Genomic DNA, 23,638 nt, shown 5'->3' on the forward strand with positions numbered 1-23,638 from the left:
GCGTGGGGCCACCGCGAATACGGCGAAGGCCACCCGGGAACTCCCGGGTGGCCCTCGCTCTGTTTCCGCGCCGTCACTCGGCGTAGAAGCCCTGCACGTCCGCGATCAGGTCCGCCGACCCGCCGTGGTTGTAGAAGGTGACCTTGCCGTCCTTGACGGGGACGACGGCGAGGTTGGAGACGGTCGCCCCGGCCGGCACGTTCAGGTTCGACGCGCTGGTACGGGTGGTGCCGTACGGGTAGGCCGTGACGTACGTGCTCGCCGTGGTGTTGGTCGCCGTCACGTTGAGCACGACGGCGGTGGCGCCGGTGGCGGGGAACCCGTCCTTGCCGGCGACGGTCAGGGTGACCGTCCGGCCCGGCCCCACCTTCGCCTTGGTGACGCCGACGCCGACGCGGGTGTCCATGAGCCGGGCCGGTGCCAGCGGCTTGTAGAGCGACCCCACGTGCGCACCGGTGTAGTAGCCGGCCACATCGGCGATCAGATCGACCGCGCCGGCGTGGTTGTACAGGTCGACGCCGCCGTTCTTGACGGGCACGACCACCAGGTTCGAACGGGTCTCGCCCGCACTCGGGTTGAGATGTGAGCCGACCACCGGCGCGTCGGTCGGCAGGGCCGCGACGAAGGTGCTGCCCGTCACGTTGGTCGCCGTCACGTTGAGGACGACGGCCGTCACGTCGGCGCCGCCCGCGGCGGTGCCCCGCAGGGACAGGTGTGCCCGGGAGCCGCCCTTCACCGTGGCCCGGGGAGCGCCGAGGCCGACGCGGGTGTCGAGGGCACGCCAGGGGGTCATCGGCTGATACAGGGAGCCCGCGTCGTCCCACAGCGTGTGGGCACCGGCGATGTCGGCGATGAGGTCGACCGTACCCGCGTGGTTGTAGAAGGTCGCCTTGCCGTGCTCGACCGGGACGATCACCAGGTTGGAGACGGTCTTCCCGGCGGGCACGTTGAGGTTCGACGCGGAGGAGCGGGGAGTGCCGTCCGCGTACGCGGAGACGAACGTGGCCGCCGTCGCGTTGGTCGCGGTGACGTGCAGCGCCACGGACGTGGTGGTGTACACGTCCACGCCCGGGACGTCCGAGACGTCGACGGTGATCGTGCCCTTCGGGCCCACCTTGCCCTGCGCGGCACCGGTGCCGGAGCGGGTGTCGAGCACGCGCTGGGGCGGCAGGCTCGTGAAGGAGCTGTTCGCGGGGGAGGTGCCGCCGCGCAGGACGGTGCTGCCGGTCAGCTTCAGCTCGGCGCCCGCGGCGCCGTCGGGCCGTGCGGTCAGCGTCCAGGCGTACTCACCGTTGGGCAGCAGCGTTCCGGCCTTGTCCGTGCCGTCCCACGTCAGGTTCAGCCAACGGCCGTCGGTGCCGGCGGCCAGCTCGCTGACCTTGCCGGTGCGGAGGTGGCGGGCCGTCAGGGTCCAGGCGCCGACGGGCCGGGACGGGGTCACCGCCGTGAGGACGGTCGGGTTCGCGGTGTCGCGGGCCCGTACGAGCGGGGCGTCCTCACGGGTGAGGACGGTCAGCGGCTGCGGTGCGATGCCGCTGGGGACGACGTGGATCCGCTCCTCGGCGTCCGCGTAGGCGAGGTGCCCACCGAACCTGTCGACGGACCAGCGGACCCGGCGCTGGGAGGTGCCGGTGTCGGGCAGGTCGCCGACGACACGGCTGACGGCCGGCTTGGAGGCGTCGGTGCCGGTGAGGACGAGCTTGCCTGCGGCCTTGTCGTGGGTGACGACGTAGCCGTCACCGAGCAGGGCCTCGTCGGACGGGACGGCCTGGGACTTCTTCGCCGTACGGTCGTAGACGCCGGCGGGACCGCCCGCGCCGCAGGACCAGTAGAGCCAGCGTCCGGCGGCCTGGAGCTCCTGCGGCACGCACGCGGCACCGGTGTTCAGGGTCTCGACCGTCTTTCCGGTCTTCAGGTCCTTCGCGGTCACGGCGCCCTTCTCGGCGTCGGCGCTCCACAGCCAGGAACCCCACAGGGCGGACGCGACGGGGGCGCGTTCCTCGAGCACCTGCGTCTTCTCGTCGTCCTGCGCCAGCAGCAGGACGCGCTGCTCGGTACCCGAGCGCGTGGTGACGTCCATCACCAGGTACGGCCCGCTCAGGTCGCGGACACGGGAGTCGCCGCGCGCGTGGGCGGAGAGGAATCCGCCCTTCTCCCAGCCCTGGACGACGACGTAGCCGTCGCTGCCGCCGATGTGCGTCAGGAAGCGGCCGTCGCCCGTGGGCCAATATTCGGTGCACGCCTGGTCGCCCGCCGGGCACTGGTCCGCCATGAGGCTCTCGGTGGACCGCTCGCCGTAGGCGAGGGCGCCGCTCGTGCTGAGCTCGCGGCTCCACGCCCGGGTGTACGACGAGTTGTCGTCGCTGTGGTCGACGACCGCCAACTGCCCCTGGGCGAGCGCGAGGCGCTCCACCGGAACGGTCGTGCCGGGGATCTTCTTGACCGTCGTGACCACCGGCTTGCCGTCGGCACCCGGCGCGATGCGCCGCACCGCCCAGTCGGCGGTGCTGGGGCCGCCGACGGTGACGGCGGTGCCGTCGGTGCCGGAGGCGAGGCCCCGGGTCTGACCGGTGAAGATGTCGACCGGGTCGCCCCCCTTGATCGGGACGGCCTCGATCCTGTCGTACGGGGCGTGCACGATCCAGTCGCCGACGAGGGACAGCGTCGAGCCGATGGCGACGAACGGCACCGTGACGAGCGGGGCGGAGGGGTTCGTACGGGAGGCGACGAAGACGGTCTCGTTCTTGTGGTCGCCGAAGAGGAGGACGTGGGTGGGCGAGAGCTTGGCCTGTGTGTAGCCCTCGGGCACGACCGGCAGGGAGCCCTCGGCCTTGCCGGTCGCGGCGTCGACCAGGGTGTAGCGCCGCTTGCCGCCCGAGGCGGCGCCCCGGAGCACCAGTGAGGACCCGTCGCCCGCGACAGCGGCTCCGAGGTCGGTGCCCTCCGGTTCCTCGACGGTGACGTCGGCGGTGCCGCCGCCGGCCTTGGCGGACAGGATGTGGGTGCGACCGGTGGCCGGGTCGTCGGCGACGGCGCGCAGCCCGTAGACGTTCGGCTCCTTCAGCCCCGCCGTCAGGGTCAGGGTGTCCACGGCGCCGTCGGCGTGGCGCAGTTCGACCCGGTCCGCCGCCACGTAGGCGAGGGCGTCGGTCCCGGTCCCGCGGCCCAGACCGGGGGCGTCGCCGAGACCGGGGACCTCGAAGGTCTTGCCGTCCTGGTAGCGCGTCCACACCGGATGCGGACCGTTCTCGCTGAGGAAGACCCCCTCGGCTCCGACACTGTCGGAGTCCCCCTCTTCCGCCTGCCCGTAGCGGTACACCCGCTCCCAACCGGGCGTCTTCTTGACGGCGGCCGGGATCACCAGCTCCTGCGACGCTCCCGGCTCGTCGGCCGCGGCCGGTGACGCGAGCGGTATCAGCGTTCCCGATCCGATGACGAGTCCGAGCGCGGCGATGGAAGCCCTCCGCGCGAGGGCATGACGAACCACGTGGTTCCCTCCCCGTTTTCCCGGCGGTATCCCCGGGCCTGTGCTGCTGCTGTCCGGCCCGCTCGAACCCCCCGGCGCGGGCGTAAGGAGCGTAACAGCGTGATCACTCCATCAGCGCCAATTTTCGAACCGGTTCAGGACCCTCGCCCCTGCAAGGATGCGGCGCCACAGCCCTCGGCTCGTGGCCGCGGGATCCTGCAGCCGGAGCAGCGCCGCGGGGCCGGCGGCCGCGGCGAAGCGGCCCGTCCTATGGCGGCGGCGTTCGGAAGGCCATCAGGGCGTGTCGGCGGTCACCGGTTCACGGACGCGTTCGCTCGGCGGTCGGCCGGTCGTCGGTCGGCTGCTCCGTGCGGGTGAAGGCGAGCTCGAAGATGCGTCGCCATCGCACCGGCGGCGCGGGCACGACGACGCCCGGGCGTTCGCGCGGGACCAGCACCCGCAGGGCGCCCGGGTGCAGCGTGCAGACCACCGGGGTGGGCAGGCGCAGGGCCTCGCCGTCGACCGCGACGGGGATGTCCTCCGCGTCGGCGGTCACCTCGACGCGGCGGGCGGTCAGGACGGTCAGAGCCGGGGACTGTGAACCCCGCAGGGCCAGGTCGGCGGCCTGTGCCGCGTCCGCCACCCGGATGCCGAGCACTCCCAGTACGCCGTCGTCCAGCCGGGGACGGCGGCCGCCCCCGCTCAGCGCGTCGGGAGAGACGTACGGGTTGTTGCTGACGAGGAGGGCCTGCTGGGACGAGAGGGCGGTGCCGTCGGCCTGTGCGTCGAGCCGCACCCGTTCCCCGAGCAGCAGGTCCGGCATCAGGGTCAGTGCCGTGCCCGCCTTGTCGTCGCGGTACTCCGGCCGCTGCACGACATCGGCGTACACCCCGAAGGACACCGTGTTCACGAAGGCCCGGCCGGCGACGTCACCGAGGTCGATCCGCAGCTCCTCGCCGTCGGTCAGCGCGTCGAGACAGCGGGACGGGTCGGAGCGGTCGAGGCCCAGGTCCATGGCGAAGTGGTTGCGGGTGCCGGCGGAGACCACGAGGAAGGGCAGGCCGTGCTCGGCCGCGACCGCCGCGACCAGCGCCTGCGTGCCGTCGCCGCCCGCGACGCCGAGCAGGTCCGCGCCCCCGGCCACGGCCTCCCGGGCCAGTTCGGCGACATCGGCCGGGGCGGACGGGTCGAGCAGGATCACCCGCGCGCCCAGCTCCTCCGCCCGTTCCACCAGCCGGAAGCGGCCGACCTTGCCGCCCCCGGACTTCGGGTTCATGATCAGGACCGGCCGCCGTGGCCGGGGCGCGGCTCTCGCCGGCGTCGACCGCCGCGGACGCGACCTGCGCAGCGCCGCCCGGGCGAGGGCCAGCGCCGCGCCCCAGCACAGGAGCAGTACCAGCGCCGTCAGCCACAGGCCGTCGTGCGCGAACAGGACCAGGACGGCGACGGGTGCTCCCACGGTGAGGACCGCCCCGGCCAGCCGCACCAGGCCCCGGTGCGCCACGAACCACCACGCGCCGACGGCACAGAGGGCCAGCCCGAGGAGGCCGGCTCCGACGACCAAGAGACCGCCCTCGCCCAGGGCGAGCCCGAGCACGACCAGCGAACCGACCGCCGCGAGCACGGCCAGACGCGCGAGAAGCCGTGCGGCGCCGCTCCCGTCGGGGCCCGTCAGGTGTGTTCCGCCCATGGTTCCTCTCCGTGCCGTGCCCGGCCGCGAGCCCGGTCCCGAGGCACCAGCCTGCGTACTGCGGGACCGAGGGGCACTCCGGCGGGGCCGGGAGGATGAAGCGGACGGCCCTCCGAGCCGGAGCCGACCGCGGCCACTCCGTACTCGGTGGCGGTTCCGGGCGCCCAGCCCGGGCGCGGGGCTGAGCCTTCGGGGTGGGACTCCGGCGGTTCCCGGCCGGCGGCGCGTTCGCCGGCTCGGTGCCGTCAGGACGGCACTCTCCGCCCCGCACGACGGAAATCGTGACAGGTGCATGGCGGGTCGAGGGGGTGAGGGCATACCGTCGGGGATCGGGAGGAACGCCAACCGGCCTACCCAGCCGAGGAGTTGTACTCCTCCCGCACTCTCGGTTCCCTACGGACCCGAGTCCCCCACGAGTGAAGGAGCAGCAATGCCGCTCTGTACATGGCTCAAGGCGGGCACCACCGCCGCGGTGGTCGTCCTCGCCACCGCGACGGCGGCGAGCGCCGCGACCGCCCCCTCGCCCGTCTCCGCTCCGTCCCCGTCGGGCGCGGCGGCTGTGGTGACGCTTCGTTACGACGACAGCCGGGCCGGCGGTTGGGAGGCGGCGATCGCGGCCGGGGTCGCCTCCTGGAACGCGAACGTCGGGAACGTCAAGCTGGTCGAGGCCGCGCCCGGCACCCGGGCCGAGATCGTCATCGTGGCCACGACCGGGTGGCCCCAGGCGAACCTCGGGCCTGTGCGGCCGGGGCGGCAGGTGCGGGTGGAGCTGGGGAGTCAGGCGGTGAGCCAGGGGTACGACAAGACGCGTATCGCCGCTCACGAGCTCGGCCACAGCCTCGGCCTGCCGGACACCAAGCCCGGTCCGTGCTCGCAGTTGATGTCGGGGTCGAGCGCGGGTACGAGCTGCGCGAACGCGGTCCCGAACGCCACCGAGCGGGCCCGCGTCAACTCCGCCTACGCCTCCGGCGCCGCCGCGCGCGTTCCCACCGACGGCCGGGTCCTGGTGGACGCCCCCTAGCGCGAGGGCGGGGACGGCAGGGCGTTCGGTCGGGCGGTTCAGCGCGCGATCGGGCGCCCTGTCGTCATTCCGCGCGCTCTCCACGGTGTCGCCACAGGACGGGTACGGGGTGTCCACTTCTCGGTGGCTTGAACATGCCAAGCTCGGGCTCGAACCACCTACCACCATCCGTCCGTAGGGCACCGCGTCCGGGCCTGCCGACCGCCGGAACGAGGCGACGTGCCCGCCCAGCGAGAGGACACCCCCCACATATGTCCGCTCACCACAGGCAGCGCCCCTGGCGGCGTTCCCTCCTGAGCATCGCGGCGACCGCCGCCGTCGTCGCGTCCACCGCGGCCTACGCCTCCGGCGCCCAGCCCTCCCCCGACAGCGCCGCCCCCGCGGCCGCGCCGCTGGACGACACGTACTACGAAGGCGTCCTCGGCAAGACCGGGCCCGAGCTGAAGAGCGCCCTCCACACGATCGTCAGCGAGCAGACCAAGCTCTCGTACGACCAGGTCTGGGACGCGCTGAAGACCACCGACGAGGATCCGGCGAACGCGGACAACGTCGTACTGCTCTACTCCGGGCGTTCCCAGGCCAAGGACGCCAACGGCGGCGAGGCGAACGACTGGAACCGTGAGCACGTCTGGGCCAAGTCGCACGGCGACTTCGGCACCGCCACCGGCCCGGGCACCGACATCCACCACCTGCGGCCCGAGGACGTCTCCGTCAACGCCACCCGGGGCAACCTGGACTTCGACAACGGGGGCGACCCGGTCGACGAGGCCCCCGACAGCCTCTCCGACGGTGACTCGTTCGAGCCGCGCGACGCGGTCAAGGGCGATGTCGCCCGCATGATCCTCTACATGGCCGTCCGCTACGACGGCAGCGAAGGCTTCCCCGACCTGGAGCCCAACGACCAGGTCGACAACGGCTCCGCACCGGCGATGGGCCGCCTCTCGGTGCTCCGGCAGTGGAACGACCAAGACCCGCCGGACGCCTTCGAGGAATCCCGCAACGACAAGATCTTCGCCATCCAGAAGAACCGGAACCCCTTCGTCGACCATCCCGAATGGGTCACCGAGATCTGGAAGTGACACGGCGGCCCGGACCGGGCCCGGCGCGTTCCACCGAGCGCGCCGGTGTCCCGGGCCGGGCGGACCGGATCAGCCGGCGCCCGGCGCGCGCGCCTCGCTCAGGCGCCCATCCCCAGGACCGCGAGGTTCAACGCCCGCAGGTCCGGGACGGGAGGCAGCTCGTGCGCCTCCTCGCCCCGTCCCTCGTACAGCGCGGGGACGGGCCGCAGGCCGGCCACTCCCCCGGCGGCCCAGGGCGCGTCGAGCGAGGGCATGGACAGCGTCATCCGACGGCCGTCGGAAAGGCTGGTCTCGTAGGTGGCGGCTTCTCTCGACGGCATCGGCGGCTCTCTTCCCTGAGTGGTGCACGCGTCGGCGGCGATCGCCCTGCCTTGTGCGACGTTCGACGGGGCCCCGTGGTTCCCGTACCTCAGTTCGCACCGCGGGGCGCCGGCGCCTCGGGCCTCACTTCGCACCGTGCGCCGCCAGCGCCTCGGGCCCGGGTGGCTCGGGGGGCTCGGGGCGACGGCGGCCGTAGAGGCGGGCGAGGGGTTCGCTGCTCAGGCCGTGCAGCACGATGCTCACCATGACGGTGATCACCATCACCCGGGAGATGAAGTCACCACTGGTGGCAGGCAGTTGGAGGGTGGCGAGGAGGCCGAAGACCACCGAGGTCACGCCCCGGGGTCCCATCCACCCCAGGAAGAGCCTCTCCCGCAGGGACAGGTTCGTGCCGATGAGGACGAGCATCACGGGCACCATCCGCACCAGCGTGACGGCGAGGAGGGCGTAGAAGATGACGGAGAGGTGGAAGCCGTCCCAGAACTCGTCGTTGACGATCTGTCCGAAGAGGAACCAGAGGGCGAGCGTCAGCAGCGTGACCAGGTCGTCCGTCATCCGCACGGCGTCCTCCGGGAGCCGCCGCATGGCGGGGGCGATGCAGACCCCGGCCACGAAGGAGGCGACGAAGCCGTTGCCGCCGAGGGCCGAGGACAGGGTGTAGGCCGCGATGGGCACGCTCAGTACCGCGAGTCGGGTCGCGGCGGACTGCGTCCAGCCCCTCGCCCAGGCGCGGCTCAGCACCCAGCCGCAGGAGTAGCCGACGAGCACTCCGGCCAGGAGCGCCCATGACGCCGCTCCGATGGCGTCGAGGACGGCCTCGGCATAGTCGTCGCTCGCCGCGCGGGACTCGACGGCGGCGGCGACGCAGAGCAGGAACACCGGGGAGACGATGCCGTCGTTGAGACCGCCCTCGACGTTCAGCACCTCCCGCAGGCGCGCCGGGATCCGCTTGTCGCGCACCACGGCCGCGGTGGGCGCCAGATCGAGAGGGACGACGACGGTCGCCAGCGCCGCAAGCACCCATCCGGGCTGGTGGGGGAAGAAGGCGAGCGCGGTCAGGAAGGCGGCGGCGAGGGTGAGCGGCAGCGCCCCGCCGAGCAGCCGGGCGACGACGCTCCGCTCGCGCCGGATGACCCCTGCGGGCACCTCGGTCGCGTCGACGAAGAGCAGGAGCGCGAGGACGACCTCCACCGCGTGCTCGAAGCCGGCCATGTCGCCGAAGTCGAAGACGAGGGGCGGTTTCGAGCCACTGGTGAGGGCGATGCCCGCCGCCAGCATGGCGATCGGCGCGGTGATGCTCCATCGCGCGAGCCGGTGCGACAGGACGCACCAGGCGAACAGGATGCCCGCGATGACGGTTACGGCAAGCAAGACCATCCGCGCTTTCGAAGGGGGCCTCGGACAAACGCAGCGTAAAGCGGATGTACCGCCGGGACGTGCGAGCGCGCCGACGAGGGGCACGTCGGCACGTCCGGCCGATGGCCCGCTTCCCGGCGGTACGGTCGGCTCCCCCGGCGGTCGGCTCCCCCGGGCCGCCGTTCGCACCGCGGCCCGCCCTGCTCCCCACACCGCCGTCCGCACCGCGGCCCGCCCCGCTCCCCGGGTCGCCGCTCGAATGGACCGGCCCCCCTGGGGCGTGCAATCTGGAAGGGTGAAGACCGAGGCGCCCGTCAAAGGCCGCGGCCGTGCCGCCGGAATCCTCGAGAATCCGGTTGTCGGCATGGCGCCGTGGATCATCTTTTCGCTGTTGGTCGGTCCCGGCAGGTTCGAGATCTCCGTCGCTCTCGCCCTGGTGGCGACGATCGCGCTGATCGTGGGCGGACGGATCGTCAACCGGGGCACGTCCTGGAAGCTGCTGGAACTCTCCGACCTGGTGTTCTTCGCCGTACTCGCCGTCATCGGCGGGTTCGCGAGCGACGGCACCCGCCGCTGGCTGGAGACCTACGCCGGAGAGGTTTCCAACATCGCCCTCGTCGTGATCGCCTTCGGATCCATGGCGATCCGGATGCCGTTCACCCTCCAGTACGCACGCGAGCAGGTCGATCCGGCCTACTGGCACACGCCGACGTTCCTGCGGACGAACTACCTCATCACCGGGGTGTGGGGCCTGGCCTTCCTGGTCGCGGCCATCGCGGGCGGCTACGGCGACCTGGTGCTCCGCAATTCCAACAACATCTGGACGGGCTGGATCATCCAGGTCCTGGCGATCATCATCGCGCTGCGCTTCACCGTCTGGTACCCGGACGTCGCGCGGGCGCACGCGATGAGCGCGGCGGGCCGGTCCGGGGAGAAGGGGCCGTCCCTGACCGGGATACTCGTGCCCCTCGCCGGGTTGCTGATTCCCGTCGGGATCGCCGTCCTGATCTTCGACAACGTGTGGTGGCTGGGCGTGCTCCTCATCGTGGCCGGTGTCCTGCTCACCAAGGCCTTGCGGGCGCGCGATTGACCGGGGGTACGCGGCTGACTGCGCGCGATTGACCGGGGGTACGCGGCTGACTGCGCGTGACCTCGCCCCCGGCGAACGACAGGGAGTGGCCCATGTCAGGACAGTTCGAAGCGTCGGTGGACGTCGACCGGCCCGTCGAGGAGGTCTTCGCCTATCTCGCCGACGGGCGCAACGACCCGCAGTTCAGCCCCCGGGTCCTGCGGATCGAGCGGACCCCCGACGCCCCGACCGCCGTGGGCACCGTGTTCCGTAGCACCGTGAAGGACGCCGGAATGAAGACCGGCAGGGAGTTCCGCATCACCGCCCTCGAAGCGCCGTCGACGATCCGCTGGGCCGAGGTGTCGAAGAACCTGGTGACCGCGCGCGAGGGCGGTTACGACCTGGAGGCGCTGCCCGGCGGCGGGACCCGGGTCCGGATCCACAACGTGCTCGAAGGCCACGGGCTGGGCAAGCTCCTCGTCGGGGTGGCGCTCTCCGCCGCCCGTAAGGACGCACCGGCCTTCGGCGGCCGGATCAAGGCGGCCGCCGAGGCGGCGATCCCGGCGCGCTGACGCCTCCGCCGCGACCACCGGCGCCTCCCGGTGCCCGCCGCCGCATCGTCACCACGCCGTGCCGCCACCACGCCGTGCCGTCTCAACGCCGTGCCATCTCCGTGCGGCGCGGGCTGACGCCCGTACCGACCGCCTGACGCCTTCGCCTCGTCCTTTCCTCCATGCGATCTGGCATCTGCTGCTATGAACCCACGAATCAATTGCATCTGAGAGGCGAAGGGCCATACGGTGACGCACATGCAGTCCTACACCATCGGACAGGCCGCGCGTCTGCTCGGCGTCAGCCCCGACACGGCCCGCCGCTGGGCGGACGCCGGCCGCGTCGCCACCCATCGCGACGAAGGCGGCCGCCGTCTGATCGACGGCCGCGATCTGGCCGCCTTCTCCGTCGAGGTCGCCCAGGGCGGCCACGGTGAGGACGACGCCTCCTACACCTCGGCGCGCAACGCGTTCCCCGGCATCGTCACCGCCGTCAAACTCGGCGACGTGGCGGCGCAGGTCGAGATCCAGGCCGGTCCGCACCGCCTGGTCTCCCTCCTCACCAGGGAGGCCGTCGAGGAGCTGGGAATCGAAGTCGGCATGCAGGCCACCGCCCGCGTGAAGTCGACCAGCGTGCACATCGACCGCACCTGACCCCCTCACGCACACCAGCGGCGCCACCTCTCCGGCGCGGCTCACCGCCATCCGCTCGGACGGCCCCACCGGCCGTCGTCCCCAGGAGAACCGCCTGATGTCTCTCGCATCCCGCTTCACCAGACGCCGCACCGCCGCCGTCCTGACGGCCGCCCTCCTCGTACCGCTGGCCGCCTGCGGCGACGGCGACGGCGACGGCGACGGCACCAAGGACTCCGGCGGCAAGGCCACCGCGTCCGCCCCCGGCGTCCCCGAGGCCGACCTGACGGTGCTGGCCGCCGCGTCCCTGACCGACGTGTTCAAGACCGCGGGCGCCGCGTACGAGAAGAAGCACCCCGGCACCACGGTGACCTTCTCCTTCGCCGGGTCGCAGGAACTGGCCGCCCAGGTGAAGCAGGGCGCCCCCGCCGACGCCCTGGTCACCGCCGACACCAAGACGATGGACGGCCTGAAGGCGGACACCGGCGCGCCGGCCGTCATCGCCAAGAACCGTCTGGTCATCGCCACCGGCGAAGGCAACCCGAAGAAGATCGACGAGCTGAAGGACCTCGGCGACAGCGGGCTGAAGGTCGTCCTCGCCGCGCCCGAGGTGCCCGCCGGGCGCTACAGCGCGAAGATCCTCGACGCCCAGAAGATCACGGTGAAGCCGGTCTCGCAGGAGCCGAACGTCCGCGCCGTGCTCAGCAAGGTCGAGCTGGGCGAGGCCGACGCCGGTCTCGTCTACAAGACCGACGCCGAGAAGTCGGCCGACAAGGTCGACGCGGTCGCCATCCCCGACGACCAGAACGCGATCGCCGAATACCCGGCCGCCACGCTCAAGGCGTCGAAGAACTCCGCGGCCGCGGCCGCCTTCGTCGCCTGGCTCGGCACCCCTGAGGCCCAGAAGATCCTGCGGGACGCCGGCTTCCAGCAGCCGTAACCGTGTCGCGGGGCTGCCCGGGCCGGGGGGCCGGGCAGCCCCGCGGGGCCGTGCGCCGCACGCGTACGGGATCTCCCCTGCGGGCAGCGTGCGTTGCGGTTCCGCGCCGCGCGTGTACGGGATCTTCCCTGCGGGCAGCGTGCGTTGCGGCTCCCCGCCGCGCCCGTACGGGCACTCTCGTACGGGCACTCTCGTACGGGCACTCTCGTACGGGTGCCCGCGAACGGCGGCACGCGTACGGCTCCGCGCCACGCACCCCTCCCCCTGCCCCTCTCCCACTCCCTCCCCCGCCGAGCCCTCCCCCTCCGAGCCCGGGAACCACCGATGACACGCCCCAGCCCCCTCGCGCCGGCCCCGACGGAGAAGCCCCGGGCCCCGCGGACACCGCGCGCCCGCGCGCCGCTCGCCCTGGCGGTGCCCGCGCTGCTGGCCATCGCGTTCCTCATGCTCCCGCTCGTCGGGATCCTCGCCCGCACGTCCTGGGGCGAACTGGGTGCCCATCTGACGAGTCCCGGCACGACCCGGGCGCTGCGACTCTCCCTCGTCGTCTCGCTCTGGGCCCTCGGCCTGTCGCTGCTGCTCGGCGTCCCGCTGGCCTGGCTGCTTGCCCGGGTGCCGTTCCCGGGCAAGGCGTTCGTCCGTTCCCTGGTGCTGCTTCCGATGGTCCTGCCGCCCACCGTCGGCGGGGTCGCGCTCCTCCTGGCGTTCGGCCGACGCGGCCTGCTCGGCCCGTGGCTGGAGGAGTCGTTCGGCGTCACCCTGCCGTTCCACACCTCGGGCGCGGTCCTGGCCGCCACGTTCGTCGCCATGCCGTTCCTCGTCATCAGCCTGGAAGGCGCGCTCGGCGGGCTCCGGCCGCGGTACGAGGAGACCGCCGCCTCCCTGGGCGCCTCGCCCCTGCGGGTGTTCCTCACGGTGACGCTGCCCATGGTCGCCCCGGGGCTGATCGCCGGCGCCGCCCTCACCTGGGCGCGGGCGCTGGGCGAGTTCGGCGCCACCATCACCTTCGCCGGCAACCTCCCCGGCACCACCCAGACCCTGCCCCTCCAGGTCTACCTCCTGCTCCAGGAGGAGCCGGAGGCGGCGACGTCCGTCTCGCTCCTGCTGCTCGCCATCGCCCTGCTCGTCCTCATCGCGCTGCGCGGCCGCTGGACCGGGACGCCGAGCGACCGGGCCCGTCCCGCCCCGCCCGCCGTGGACGAGCCGGGGCCCGTACCCGTGACGGTCCCTGCCGAGCCCGTCACGGCGCGGGAGCGCTGGCCCCTGCACGCCGAGGTCACCGGCTTCACCGAACTGACGCTGGACGCCGAACCGGGCACCACCATCGCGGTGGTCGGCGCCAACGGCGCGGGCAAGACCACGCTCCTGCGCGCCCTCCTCGGCCTCACCCCGCGTGCCCACGCGGCCGTGCGCCTGGGCGACACGGACGTCACCGTACGGCCGCCGCACCGCCGTGGCGTCGCCTGGGTCCCCCAGGACGGCGCGCTCTTCCCCCACCTGACCGCGCTCGCCAACACCGCGTACGGCCTGCGCGCGCACGGGGTCGCCCGGGCGGAGGCGCGTCGCGAGGCGCAGCAGTGGCTCGACCGGCTCGGCGTCGGGCACCTGGCGCGCCGCAAGCCGGCCCAGCTCTCCGGCGGACAGGCACAGCGCGTCGCCCTCGCCCGCGCCCTCGCCGCCCGGCCCCGGCTGCTGCTCCTCGACGAACCCCTGGCCGCACTCGACCAGACCACCCGCGCGCACGTACGGCACACCCTGCGCCGGCATCTCGACGGCTTCGGCGGGGTCTGTCTGATCGTCACCCACGACCCGGTGGAGGCGGTCTCGCTCGCCGACCGCGTCCTCGTCCTCGACGACGGCCGCCCCCTCCAGGACGCCCCGCCGGCCGAGGTCACCCGGCACCCCCGCTCTCCCTGGGTGGCGCGCATGCTCGGCCGCAACGCCTGGCCCGGTACGGCTACGGACGACGGCCTGCGGCTCGCCGGCGGCGGCCGGCTGGTGGTCGCGGACTCCCTTCCGGCCGGGACGGAGGCCCTCGCGATCATCGCTCCCGAGGCCGTCTCCCTCCACCGCGACAAGCCCGCCGGCAGCCCCCGTAACGTCTGGCCCGGCACGGTCCGGGAGATCACCGCCTCGGGCAGCCGGCTGCGGGTCCTCGTCACCTCGGACCGCTCCCCCGACCTCGTCGCCGAGATCACGCCCGAGGCGGCGGCCGAACTCGCCCTGGCCGACGGGACGTCGGTGTGGACGAGCGTGAAGGCGACCGAGGTGACGGTGGTCGCGCTGTGAACCGCCAGGACCCGGGAGACACCGCGCGCCCGGCGGGCCTCGCGGGCCCGTGAGCGTGTCGGGTCGTGCCGGTGCCGGGAGCGGCCGCGGTCCGCTCCCGGTGTCCGGTCCGGTGTGCCGGGTCAGTGCGTGACGGTGACCTGGTCGACCGTCCAGAACGCGCTGTTGGTGCCGGTGTAGCGGAAGCGCAGCCGGGCGCTGGTGGCGTCGGCCGGGACGGCGACGGTGAGCTTCTCGAAGGCGTTGCGGTCGGCTCGGTAGGACTTCAGCAGCTGGGGGGCTCCGCCGTCGAAGGAGATGTACGTGTCCCCGGTCTGCGGGCCGTCGATCTTGTAGTTCGTCGCGTACGAGACGGTCGCGGACGCGCCGCCGGTCACCGGGAAGGCGGGGCTGACGAGGGTGGAGTCGAACTGTCCGGCGCCGTGCGCCTTGTCGTCCCACTCGTCGGAGTCGGCGACGGCGAAGACGTTCCGGGCGCGGACGTTGGTCTCGCGGCTCTGGCCCAGGTCGGTGTTGCTCCAGAACTCGTCGGTCGCGAAGGACCAGCCGCGCCACTCGGTCACGCCGCCGGTGGGCAGGGCGGAGTTGTCGACGGACCAGCCGGCGGGCGGGGTGGTCTTCCAGCCCTTGAGGGTGGAGGGCAGGCCGAGTTCGTCGACGCGCGTGTTCAGGGTGGGGCGCAGGGTGTCGAAGGCGTCGGGGGTCAGGGCGGCGATCGGCCGGCCGTCGAGCTGCCAGGCCGGGTCGGCGGCGATGCCGAAGTGGGCGAGGACGGTGGGGGCGATGTCGGTGATCTTGACGTCGTGGCGGACCGAACCCGGGGTGAAGCCGGTGCCCTTGGCGATGACGAAGGTCTGCCGCTCGCCGGGGGTGTTGCCGCCGTGGTTGCCGCCGGGCTTGTGGCCGTGGTCGGCGGTGACGATGATCTGCCAGTCCTCGTCGGCGTAGCCGGGGCGGGAGGTGACGGCGTCGAGGATCCGGCCGATCTGGCCGTCGGCGACGTTGAGGGCGTCCCGGTAGGCCTGGTGCTCGGTGCCGTGGGAGTGGCCGGCGCCGTCGACCTCGTCGAGGTGGACGAAGGTGGCGTCCGCGTCGGTGGTGGTGAGCTTGGAGACGGCGGTCGCGGTGGTGTCGGCGTCGTTGACGCCGCCGAGGCGGGTGTCGACGGCGGGGCCGAAGACGGTGTCGCGGATCGGGCTCCAGGTGCCGACGACCAGGGTGTCGAGCGCCGGGTCGGAGCTCTCCAGGCGGGTGGCGTAGTCGGGGTACAGGTCGTAGCGGGCGCCGGCGAAGGTGTTGTCGACCACCTTGTGCTTGTCCGGCCAGGCGCCGGTGGCGATGGACGACCAGCCGGGGCCGGAGGAGGTGGGGGCCATCGGGTGGGCGTAGAGGTTGCTGGTGGCGGTCATGCCGCCCGTCATGAGGCCCTTGACGCGGGGCATCCTCGCCTTGTCGAACGTGGCGAAGGTGGCGCCGTCGACGCCGATGACCAGCGACTTGGGCTGCTTGGCGGCGGTGGTGGCGGGGGCGCCGGAGGGCCGTACCTTCTTCTGGCCGGCGGCGGGGGCGCCCTTGCCGGCGACGGGGCCCGCGGCGTGGGCGGCGGCGGCGAGCGGCAGGACGGCGGCCGCGACGGTGACCGCGAGGGCGGCCCGAAGGGAACGGGACAGGTGCACGGAATCTCCCTGGGAAGACCTGTGGGGGCATGAGGTGCCCGGCCGTCTGGCCGGGCGTTGACGAGCCTGGGCCCGGGCGGGGATCAACAGATGCACGCGGAACCCCTCATGGATGAACAGCACACGACAGCTGGTTCAGACCCGTTACCGTGTAGTGATGTTGGGGTTTTTCGCGGCGCGCACGGCGGAACGCCCCTCCACCGCGGGGGTGGAGGGGCGTTCCCGAGGATCGGTCCCGTCAGACGAGGGTGCGCTCCCACTGCTGGTTCTGCCCGCCGTTGCAGGTCCACTGGTCGAGCTCGGCGCCGTCGGCGTACGAGTAGTTCGCGACGTCCAGGCACTTGCCGCTGTGCCGGGCGGCGAGCTGGACGTGGCCGGCGTCGCCGCTCGCCTCGATCTTCCAGTGCTGGTTCTTCGCGCTGCCGCAGGTCTTCTGGACGACGAGGGCACCGTCCGCGGTGGACGCGCCGCTCACCTCCAGGCACTTGCCGCCGCCGGTTCCTCTGCGGTCCGTACGACGTCCAGGGCGGTCCCGATGCGCACACCGGCGTCGTAGAGGAGCCGCAGCCGCTCGCGCGCCACCTCGGCCCGGCCCGAGAGCGCGCGCAGCTCGGTGGTGTCCCGCAGGGTGACCACGCTGCCGTGCCGGCCTCCGAGGGGAGGGGTGAGGCGTTTGTCGAGGGCGAGCAGGCGATCGACCGCCGGGTGCACCTCGTCGGTCGCGATCCGCTCAGAGGTCAGGAGAGAGGTGAGGGAGGGATCCAGACCGAGGTCGGTGACGCGGCGGCCTTCGGCGTCCGCCGGCAGGTCGAGCAGGCGGCGCGCCTCGTCGTTGCCGAGCAGCAGCCGGCGGTCCCGCCCGGTGATGAGCACGCCCTCGCGGACGGCGCGCAGGACCGCGTCGTGGTGTTCGTATATCCGGGTCATCGCGGCGGGACCGGGGGCGCGGGGCCTAGGGACAGCGGCGGGCGGGGGCAGTGGTGGGGGCGTCAGGCGTGGGTGGTGTGGGCCAGGATCAGCCGGCCGACCTCGTGACCCAGCACCGTCCGGGCGTCCTCGTCCAGCGCGTCGTCCGAGACGAAGTAGTCGATCTCCGAGAGCGTGGCGAAGCGGCTCAGCCCCACCACGCCCCACTTGCTGTGGTCCGCGACCACGGCGACCCGCGTCGCGGAGGCGATCAGCGCGCGGTTGGTCTGCGCCTCGGCGAGGTTCGGGGAGGTGACGCCGGCCCGCTCGGACACGCCGTGGGCGCCGATGATCAGCAGGTCCACCTGCAGAGAGCGGATCGCCTGGTCGGCCAGGGGGCCGACCAGCGAGGCCGACCGCGTGGGGGCTCCGCCGGTCAGGAGCACCGCGGGGGCGGACGCGCCGGGCTCCTGGGCGTAGCCGCGGAGCAGCTCGGCGACGGGGAGGGAGTTGGTGACGACGGTGAGGCCGGGGGTGTCGCGGAGCCGGGAGGCCACGGCGTAGGAGGTCGTACCGCCGGAGATGGCAACGACGCTGCCGGGCTTGACCAGCTCCGCGGCCGCCGTGGCGACCGCGGTCTTGGCCGTCGACTCGAGCTTGGCCTTGGCCTCGAAGCCGGGTTCCTCGGAGGTGGTGGCGGAGGTGGCGACGGCTCCGCCGTGCACCTTCTCCAGGGAGCCGGCCCGGGCCAGCGCGTCCAGGTCCCGCCGGACGGTCATGTCGGAGACCCCGAGCTGATCGACGAGGTGGGCCACCCGGACCGCCCCCTCGCGGCGCACGAGGTCGAGGATCAGCGCTCGCCGCTGCGGTGCCAGCATCCGCTCCCCGTCCCCGTCTCGTCCGTGCGTGGTGTGTGGGAACCGGTCGACGCGAGGTCCACCGAAGTCATCACATTCGAACAGAATACATTCCCGCCCGTGGGAAACGGCCTGATCCGGAGGGCCTCACCGGCCCCCGGAGACGCCTCCGTTCAGGAGGTGGTGAGCTGCTGGTTGGCCGCCGTGCCGGAGGCGTACTGGACGACCTCCGCGCCGTCCGCCGTGGAGACACCGCTCACATCCAGGCACTTTCCGCTGTGGCGGGCCAGCAGGGTGACGAATCCGTCGGAGGACTTGTGCGCCGACCACTCCTGGTTGGGGCCGCCGTTGCAGGCGTACTGGAAGGCGATCGCCTCGTCCTCGGTGGAGGCGTTGGTGACGTCGAGGCACTTGCCGCTGTGGCGGGCGACGATGGTGACGTAACCATCGCCCGTCGGGCGCATGGACCACTGCTGGTGGGTCGCTCCCCCGCAGCCGTACTGCACCACCTGGGCGCCGTCCGCCGGGGAAGCGCCGGTCACGTCCAGGCACTTGCCGCTGTGGCGCATGCGCAGGGGCGTGCAGCTGTCGGCCGCCACCGAGCGGAAGGTCCAGGACTGGTTGGATCCGGTCGTGGGGCGGTAGACGCCGACGGCCGCTCCGTCGCCCGTGGACTGGCCGCTGACGTCGAGGAGGGTGCCGGTGGCGCTGTTGCAGGTGTAGTGCCCCTCACCGGTGGTGGAGAGCAGCCACTTCCGGTCGGCGTCGTGGAGGTCGCCGCCGCCCACGTCTCCGGCTGCGCCTTCGCGGGCCCGGAGCTGGACGTCCTGATGATCACCACGGCCAGGCCGCGCCGCGGCACGGAACGAGCCGCTCCGGACGGCCCACCGGAACCGGACGCCGGCCGGCTGTTCCTCTGCCGGCCGGGACCGACCGGGCTGCCGACGCCGCCGTACGACGACAGCCGCTGGGACCGCCCGCCCGCCGCCACCCCGCCTCACGACGGAGGGGAAAGCGGGCACGCGGCCCGGAGCGAGGGCGGGGCGGAGCACGAGGAGGGACACGGGGAGGGGCACCGGGGGAACATGGGAAGACCCACATGCGGACGACTCATTGACTCCGCGTCGGCCCTCATGAGAGAAACCGCTTACTAGCGGGCGTTCCTCCCGCACCGCCACCCCACCTCCCGGGGGCCCCTCGCCATGCGCCCACCCCTCCCCGCCGCTCTTCCGGCCGCTCTCCCCGCCGCCGTCACCGCCGCATCGCCGTCCCGACGCACCCTGCTCCGCGCGGCGTTGGGCGCCGCGGCCGTCGCGCCGTTCGCGGTGTCCGCCTCCGCCGCGGCCGCCCCCGCGGCCGACGCGTACGACACCCTCCGCCTCGCCTGGCGGGACCTCCTCCTCGGCACGGACCTCGACCCCGCCGCCGAACCGTTCGCCTCGAAGCTCGCCGCGCTCGGCGAGACCGCCCGCGCCCTGCGCTCCACCATGTCCCCGGCGAACGGCTCGCTCTGGCCCGACCTGCCCTACCTCGACCCGGAGCCGGACACGGACGCCGAGTCGTACACGTACTCCGGGAACCTCAACACCGGCTTCAACCGGCTGCGGACCCTGGCCGAGGCGTACGCCCAGCCCGGCACCGGCCTCACCGGCGACGCCGGCCTGCGCGCGGACGTCCTCCGCGGGCTCGACCACCTCCACGACCAGGCCTTCCACGCGGGCCGGGCCCGCTACGGCAACTGGTACAACTGGCAGATCGGCATCCCCCAGGCCCTGTTCGACATCGACGTGCTGCTGTACGAGCACCTTGGGGCGTCCCGTATCGCCGAACACACCGCCGCGGTCGACCACTTCGTCCCCGACAGCGCGGTCGCGGCCTACACCGGCACCTCCACCGGCGCCAACCGGGTCGACCTGTGCCGGGTCCTCGCGCTGCGCGGTGTCGTCGGCAGGGCCCCGGCGAAGCTCGCCCTCGCGCGCGACGCGCTGTCGCCGGTCTTCCCGTACGTCTCCTCGGGAGACGGGCTCTACGCCGACGGAAGCTTCGTCCAGCACCTCTACGTCCCGTACGCCGGCTCGTACGGCGCCGTCATGCTCGGCGGCCTCTCGATGCTGTTCGCCCTCCTCAAGGGCTCGGCGTGGGAGGTCACGGACAGCGGCCGGCAGGTCGTCTTCGACTCGGTCGAGAAGGCGTACGCGCCGTTCCTCTTCAACGGCCTCGCCATGGACGCCGTCTCGGGCCGTGCGATCAGCCGGGGCGTACAGAAGGCGGACGCCCGGGGCGTCCGTCAGGACGACCATCTGCGCGGCCACGCGATCATCGCGTGCGTGGCCCTGCTCGCAGGGAGCGCGTCCGCGGCGGAGAAGGCCCGCTGGGACGGCATGGTCAAGGGCTGGATCGCGCGGGACCGTTACAGCCCGCTCCTCACCAGTCCCGCCCTGGGGGTCGCCGCCCTCGCCCGTCTGAAGACCGTCGACGGCGGTACGGCGCCGACGACCCCCGAGCCGGTCGGGCACCGCCTCTTCCCGGGCATGGACCGGGCCGTGCACCGCCGCCCCGGCTGGGCGGCCGGTCTGTCCATGGCGTCGAAGCGGATCACGTACTACGAGAACGGCAACGGCGAGAACCTCAGGGCCTGGCACAGCGGCTCCGGGATGCTGTACTGGTGGGGCGGCGACTTCGCCAACGGCCAGTACAGCGACGACTTCTGGCCCACGGTCGACCCCTACCGGCTGCCCGGCACCACCGCCTCCCGCAAGCCCCTCACCGACGGCCAGGGCGGCGCGTGGGGCGTCGCCCGGCCGGACGTGCGCTGGGTCGGCGGGGCCACCGACGGCACGTACGCGGCCGTGGGGCAGTACCTCAAGGGATTGGCCTCCACCCTCCTCGCCAAGAAGTCGTGGTTCTTCCTGGACGACGCGGTCGTCTGTCTCGGCGCCGGGATCCACGGCCGCGACGGCACCGGCGTCGAGTCGGTGGTCGAGAACCGCAACCTCGGCGCGAACGGCGTCCACGCCTTCACCGTCGACGGCGCGGCCCGGCCCACCACGCCCGGCTGGAGCGCCACCCTCACCGGCGCCCGGTGGGCGCACCTCGCCGGGCACGCGGGGTACGTCTTCCCGGGCGGCGCGGCCGCGCCGCTGAAGGCGCTGCGCGAGGCGCGCACCGGCGCCTGGTCGGACATCAACCGGGGGGCCGTGACCGATCCGGTCACCCGCCGCTACCTCACCCTCTGGTTCGACCACGGCACCGACCCGACCTGGGCCGCGTACTCCTACGTCCTGATGCCCGGCGCGAGCACGGCGGCGACCGCGGCCCGCGCGGCCGACCCGGCCTGGCTCCAGGTGCTCGCCAACAGCAACGACCAGCAGGGCGTACGCGTCCCGTCCCTGGGCTTCACCGGGATCAACTTCTGGCTCGGCGGCACGGTCGGAGCCGTGACGGCCGGCGCGCCCGCCTCGGTGCTGATCCGCGAGACGGGCACCACCGCCACCGTCTGCGTCTCCGGCCCCCTGCGGGACGGAGCGGCCGTGGACCTGACCTGGAACCGGCCGGTCCCGGCCGTCCTGTCGAAGGACCCCACGGTCGCGGTCCAGGCCACCGGTCCGAGCCTCAGGCTGCGCGTCACTCCGGGCACCCTCGCGGGGGTGCACCGTGCGGTGGTCCGCCTGGGCTGATACGCGCGGACACTTGCGAGCCCGGGCCGCGGGAGCGCGGGCGCCGGGCGCGCGGTTCAGGTCTCGTCCGGGTGCGCCGTACTCCCCTACGCGACGACGGGTCGCCGCCCCGCGACCGGGACGGCGACCTTCCCGGGGCCGCACGGGCGGCGGAGGCCTCACCTGCCGGCGCGGCGGCGTCAGAGCGGTACGGCATGCCCGGCGGCGCCGACCGGCTCGCCCACCGCGGTGTCGGCGCCCGACGGAGGGACGCCCGCCGTGCCGCCGCGCAGGGCGGTCAGGAACGAGCGGGCCCAGTGGCTCACGTCGTGGGTGAGGACCTGGCTGCGCAGGGCGCTCATCCGGCGCCGCGCCTCCTCCGGGGTGATCTCCAGGGCGCGGGCGAGCTGCGCCTTGACCTCCTCCAGGTGGTACGGGTTGACCTGGAGCGCGTCGGTGAGTTCGGCGGCGGCGCCCGCGAACTCGCTGAGGACCAGCGCGCCGCCGAGGTCGTGGCGGCAGGCGACGTACTCCTTGCACACGAGGTTCATCCCGTCGCGCAGCGGGGTGACGAGCATGACGTCGGCCGCGCGGTAGAAGGCGGCGAGCTCCTCGCGGTCGACCGAGGTGTGGAAGTAGTGCACGGCGGGGTGTCCGACCCGGCCGAACTCGCCGTTCATGCGGCCCACGGCGCGTTCGATGTCCTCGCGCATCCGGATGTAGTGCTCGACGCGCTCGCGGCTGGGGGTGGCGATCTGCACCATGGTGGTGTCCCTGGCGGAGATCCGGCCCTCGGCGAGCAGCTCGTGCAGGGCGCGCAGCCGGACGTCGATGCCCTTGGTGTAGTCGAGCCGGTCGACTCCGAGCACGACCTTCTGGGGGTTGCCGAGGTCGGCGCGGATCCGCCGGGCGCGGCGCTCGATGTCGGGCCTGCGGGCCAGCCGGTCGAGTTCGGCCGCGTCGATGGAGATCGGGAAGGCCCCCACCCCGACCGTGCGGTCGCCGACCGTCAGCAGGCCGGGCTCGTCGTCGACGGCCGACACGGGCCGTGCGGTCTCCGCCTCGGCAAGCGTCCGGGCGAGCCACTGGAAGTTCCGTGCCCCGATCGGGCGGTGGAAGCCGATGAGGTCGGCGCCGAGGAGTCCCTGGACGATCTCGGTGCGCCAAGGAAGCCGCATGAACAGCTCGACCGGCGGAAACGGGATGTGCAGGAAGAACCCGATCCGCAGGTCGGGACGGAGGTCGCGCAGCATCGCGGGGACGAGCTGGAGCTGGTAGTCCTGGATCCAGACCGTCGCCCCGTGCCCGCTGACCTGGGCGGCGGCCACCGCGAACTTCCGGTTGACCTGGACGTACGCCTCCCACCAGCGGCGGTGGTACTCCGGCGGCACGACGACGTCGTGGTACAGCGGCCACAGGGTGGCGTTGGAGAAGCCCTCGTAGAACTGGTCGACCTCTTCCGCGGTCAAGTCCACCGGGTGCAGGAGCAGTTCGCCGTCCTGCCAGGATCCCCGGGAGGTCCCGCCGACCCCGGGCCAGCCGACCCACGCCCCCTGCTGTGCGCGGAGGAACGGCTCGAGCGCGCTTACGAGACCGCCGGGGCTGCGCCGCCACCGTTCGGCGCCGTCCGCGCCCCGCTCCAGGCTCACCGGAAGCCGATTGGCGACGACGACGAGCCCGGCTCCGGCCGACGGCGTTCCGTGCCCCGGCGACCCGCTTCCCTGCGACTCGTTTCCCCGCGACGCGTTTCCCGGCGACCCGTTTGCCGACGACTCGCTTCCCGGCGCCCCCTCCTCGCGCGGCCCGTTCCGGTGCAGCCCGTTCCGGTGCGGCCCGTTGCCGCGCAGCCCGTTCTTGTGCAGCTCTTCCATCCGGAGCCCTCTTTCGGGAGATCACTCGGTCCAGGCACACCAGGAAAACGGTGGGCATAGTTCCGGAAGTCGACGATCGCCTTCAGATCGGTGGTGCCCCGGTGGTTCTCGAAAATGTCCAACAGGCTGGCTTATTGCTCGAATTCATGCACGGTGGCGGCATATTCCTTTCCCCCACCGGTGCTCTTGTGTCAGGGGAAACGGGTGAGAGCAGAGGGGCCGAAGCGAAAGAGGCTCCCCTTCCCGATGGGCTCCCC

17 protein-coding genes and 1 pseudogene are annotated in these 23,638 nt (G+C 73.1%); 8 read left to right on the top strand and 10 right to left on the bottom strand.

Going from position 1 to position 23,638, the window contains the following annotated elements:
* Positions 1–73: 73 nt before the first annotated feature.
* Together ACFZBD_RS03555 and ACFZBD_RS03560 are read right to left on the bottom strand one after the other, a co-directional pair.
* Positions 74–3,487, bottom strand: a complete 3,414-nt coding sequence (locus ACFZBD_RS03555) for a hypothetical protein (protein ID WP_391134634.1) — start codon at positions 3,485–3,487, stop codon at positions 74–76.
* A 298-nt stretch (positions 3,488–3,785) separates the two neighbouring features.
* Entirely contained in the window at positions 3,786–5,156 is a 1,371-nt protein-coding gene (locus ACFZBD_RS03560) for a diacylglycerol kinase family protein (protein WP_391134637.1), read from the bottom strand.
* Between the two features lie 430 nt (positions 5,157–5,586).
* Between ACFZBD_RS03560 and ACFZBD_RS03565 the strand changes: the two genes are divergently transcribed.
* Positions 5,587–6,177, top strand: coding sequence for a snapalysin family zinc-dependent metalloprotease (locus ACFZBD_RS03565; RefSeq protein WP_391134640.1), 591 nt, complete (start codon positions 5,587–5,589; stop codon positions 6,175–6,177).
* Positions 6,178–6,428: 251 nt separating this feature from the next.
* Positions 6,429–7,256 (top strand): endonuclease, encoded by an 828-nt coding sequence (locus tag ACFZBD_RS03570; protein ID WP_391134643.1) that lies wholly within the window; start codon positions 6,429–6,431, stop codon positions 7,254–7,256.
* A gap of 98 nt (positions 7,257–7,354) precedes the next feature.
* On the opposite strand, the gene ACFZBD_RS03575 is transcribed toward ACFZBD_RS03570, so the two are convergent.
* Positions 7,355–7,576 carry a hypothetical protein gene (locus ACFZBD_RS03575; RefSeq protein ID WP_391134646.1) on the bottom strand — a complete coding sequence of 74 codons (222 nt, stop codon included), beginning with the start codon at positions 7,574–7,576 and terminating at the stop codon, positions 7,355–7,357.
* Between the two features lie 124 nt (positions 7,577–7,700).
* Complete coding sequence (locus ACFZBD_RS03580) at positions 7,701–8,954, bottom strand: cation:proton antiporter (RefSeq protein WP_391134649.1); 1,254 nt, start codon at positions 8,952–8,954, stop codon at positions 7,701–7,703.
* Positions 8,955–9,297: 343 nt separating this feature from the next.
* On the opposite strand from ACFZBD_RS03580, the gene ACFZBD_RS03585 reads away from it, so the two are divergent.
* The 5 genes from ACFZBD_RS03585 (at position 9,298) to ACFZBD_RS03605 (ending at position 14,415) form a co-directional block, all read left to right on the top strand.
* Positions 9,298–10,023 (top strand): hypothetical protein, encoded by a 726-nt coding sequence (locus ACFZBD_RS03585; RefSeq protein ID WP_391134652.1) that lies wholly within the window; start codon positions 9,298–9,300, stop codon positions 10,021–10,023.
* Between the two features lie 92 nt (positions 10,024–10,115).
* Positions 10,116–10,574 carry an SRPBCC family protein gene (locus tag ACFZBD_RS03590; protein WP_391134655.1) on the top strand — a complete coding sequence of 153 codons (459 nt, stop codon included), beginning with the start codon at positions 10,116–10,118 and terminating at the stop codon, positions 10,572–10,574.
* Between the two features lie 237 nt (positions 10,575–10,811).
* Entirely contained in the window at positions 10,812–11,207 is a 396-nt protein-coding gene (locus ACFZBD_RS03595) for a TOBE domain-containing protein (RefSeq protein WP_391134657.1), read from the top strand.
* 97 nt (positions 11,208–11,304) lie between these two features.
* Positions 11,305–12,126: a molybdate ABC transporter substrate-binding protein gene (gene modA, locus ACFZBD_RS03600; RefSeq protein WP_391134660.1), complete on the top strand. Its 822-nt coding sequence runs from the start codon at positions 11,305–11,307 to the stop codon at positions 12,124–12,126.
* Between the two features lie 324 nt (positions 12,127–12,450).
* A complete protein-coding gene (locus ACFZBD_RS03605) occupies positions 12,451–14,415 on the top strand; it encodes an ABC transporter permease (protein ID WP_391134663.1) in 1,965 nt (654 codons plus the stop codon).
* Between the two features lie 122 nt (positions 14,416–14,537).
* Here ACFZBD_RS03605 and ACFZBD_RS03610 read toward each other — a convergent pair whose 3' ends face one another.
* The 5 genes and pseudogenes from ACFZBD_RS03610 to ACFZBD_RS03630 form a co-directional block, all read right to left on the bottom strand.
* Positions 14,538–16,091, bottom strand: a complete 1,554-nt coding sequence (locus tag ACFZBD_RS03610; RefSeq protein WP_391134666.1) for an alkaline phosphatase family protein — start codon at positions 16,089–16,091, stop codon at positions 14,538–14,540.
* A gap of 238 nt (positions 16,092–16,329) precedes the next feature.
* Positions 16,330–16,566 carry an RICIN domain-containing protein gene (locus ACFZBD_RS03615; RefSeq protein ID WP_391134669.1) on the bottom strand — a complete coding sequence of 79 codons (237 nt, stop codon included), beginning with the start codon at positions 16,564–16,566 and terminating at the stop codon, positions 16,330–16,332.
* A pseudogene (locus tag ACFZBD_RS03620) lies at positions 16,566–17,030 on the bottom strand (histidine kinase); the annotation flags it as partial. The pseudogene ACFZBD_RS03620 and the gene ACFZBD_RS03615, both read right to left, overlap by 1 nt.
* A 50-nt stretch (positions 17,031–17,080) precedes the next feature.
* Positions 17,081–17,875, bottom strand: a complete 795-nt coding sequence (locus tag ACFZBD_RS03625; protein ID WP_391134672.1) for a DeoR family transcriptional regulator — start codon at positions 17,873–17,875, stop codon at positions 17,081–17,083.
* A 152-nt stretch (positions 17,876–18,027) separates the two neighbouring features.
* Positions 18,028–18,642, bottom strand: a complete 615-nt coding sequence (locus tag ACFZBD_RS03630; RefSeq protein ID WP_391134675.1) for an RICIN domain-containing protein — start codon at positions 18,640–18,642, stop codon at positions 18,028–18,030.
* Positions 18,643–19,056: 414 nt separating this feature from the next.
* Between ACFZBD_RS03630 and ACFZBD_RS03635 the strand changes: the two genes are divergently transcribed.
* A complete protein-coding gene (locus ACFZBD_RS03635; protein ID WP_391134678.1) occupies positions 19,057–21,531 on the top strand; it encodes a polysaccharide lyase family 8 super-sandwich domain-containing protein in 2,475 nt (824 codons plus the stop codon).
* A 179-nt stretch (positions 21,532–21,710) separates the two neighbouring features.
* Here ACFZBD_RS03635 and ACFZBD_RS03640 read toward each other — a convergent pair whose 3' ends face one another.
* A complete protein-coding gene (locus ACFZBD_RS03640) occupies positions 21,711–23,381 on the bottom strand; it encodes a trehalose-6-phosphate synthase (protein WP_391134681.1) in 1,671 nt (556 codons plus the stop codon).
* Positions 23,382–23,638 lie beyond the last annotated feature (257 nt).

It is taken from the genome of Streptomyces sp. NPDC008121 (genome assembly GCF_042957155.1).
GTDB lineage: Bacteria > Actinomycetota > Actinomycetes > Streptomycetales > Streptomycetaceae > Streptomyces.

What these genes read in the sequence shown, in the direction of transcription:
- ACFZBD_RS03560 (WP_391134637.1), bottom strand. Translation starts at nt 5,156, where the DNA reads ATGGGCGGAACACACCTGACGGGCCCCGACGGGAGCGGCGCCGCACGG.
- ACFZBD_RS03565 (WP_391134640.1), top strand. Translation starts at nt 5,587, where the DNA reads ATGCCGCTCTGTACATGGCTCAAGGCGGGCACCACCGCCGCGGTGGTC.
- ACFZBD_RS03570 (WP_391134643.1), top strand. Translation starts at nt 6,429, where the DNA reads ATGTCCGCTCACCACAGGCAGCGCCCCTGGCGGCGTTCCCTCCTGAGC.
- ACFZBD_RS03575 (WP_391134646.1), bottom strand. Translation starts at nt 7,576, where the DNA reads ATGCCGTCGAGAGAAGCCGCCACCTACGAGACCAGCCTTTCCGACGGC.
- ACFZBD_RS03580 (WP_391134649.1), bottom strand. Translation starts at nt 8,954, where the DNA reads ATGGTCTTGCTTGCCGTAACCGTCATCGCGGGCATCCTGTTCGCCTGG.
- ACFZBD_RS03585 (WP_391134652.1), top strand. Translation starts at nt 9,298, where the DNA reads ATGGCGCCGTGGATCATCTTTTCGCTGTTGGTCGGTCCCGGCAGGTTC.
- ACFZBD_RS03590 (WP_391134655.1), top strand. Translation starts at nt 10,116, where the DNA reads ATGTCAGGACAGTTCGAAGCGTCGGTGGACGTCGACCGGCCCGTCGAG.
- ACFZBD_RS03595 (WP_391134657.1), top strand. Translation starts at nt 10,812, where the DNA reads ATGCAGTCCTACACCATCGGACAGGCCGCGCGTCTGCTCGGCGTCAGC.
- modA (WP_391134660.1), top strand. Translation starts at nt 11,305, where the DNA reads ATGTCTCTCGCATCCCGCTTCACCAGACGCCGCACCGCCGCCGTCCTG.
- ACFZBD_RS03605 (WP_391134663.1), top strand. Translation starts at nt 12,451, where the DNA reads ATGACACGCCCCAGCCCCCTCGCGCCGGCCCCGACGGAGAAGCCCCGG.
- ACFZBD_RS03625 (WP_391134672.1), bottom strand. Translation starts at nt 17,875, where the DNA reads ATGCTGGCACCGCAGCGGCGAGCGCTGATCCTCGACCTCGTGCGCCGC.
- ACFZBD_RS03635 (WP_391134678.1), top strand. Translation starts at nt 19,057, where the DNA reads ATGCGCCCACCCCTCCCCGCCGCTCTTCCGGCCGCTCTCCCCGCCGCC.
- ACFZBD_RS03640 (WP_391134681.1), bottom strand. Translation starts at nt 23,381, where the DNA reads ATGGAAGAGCTGCACAAGAACGGGCTGCGCGGCAACGGGCCGCACCGG.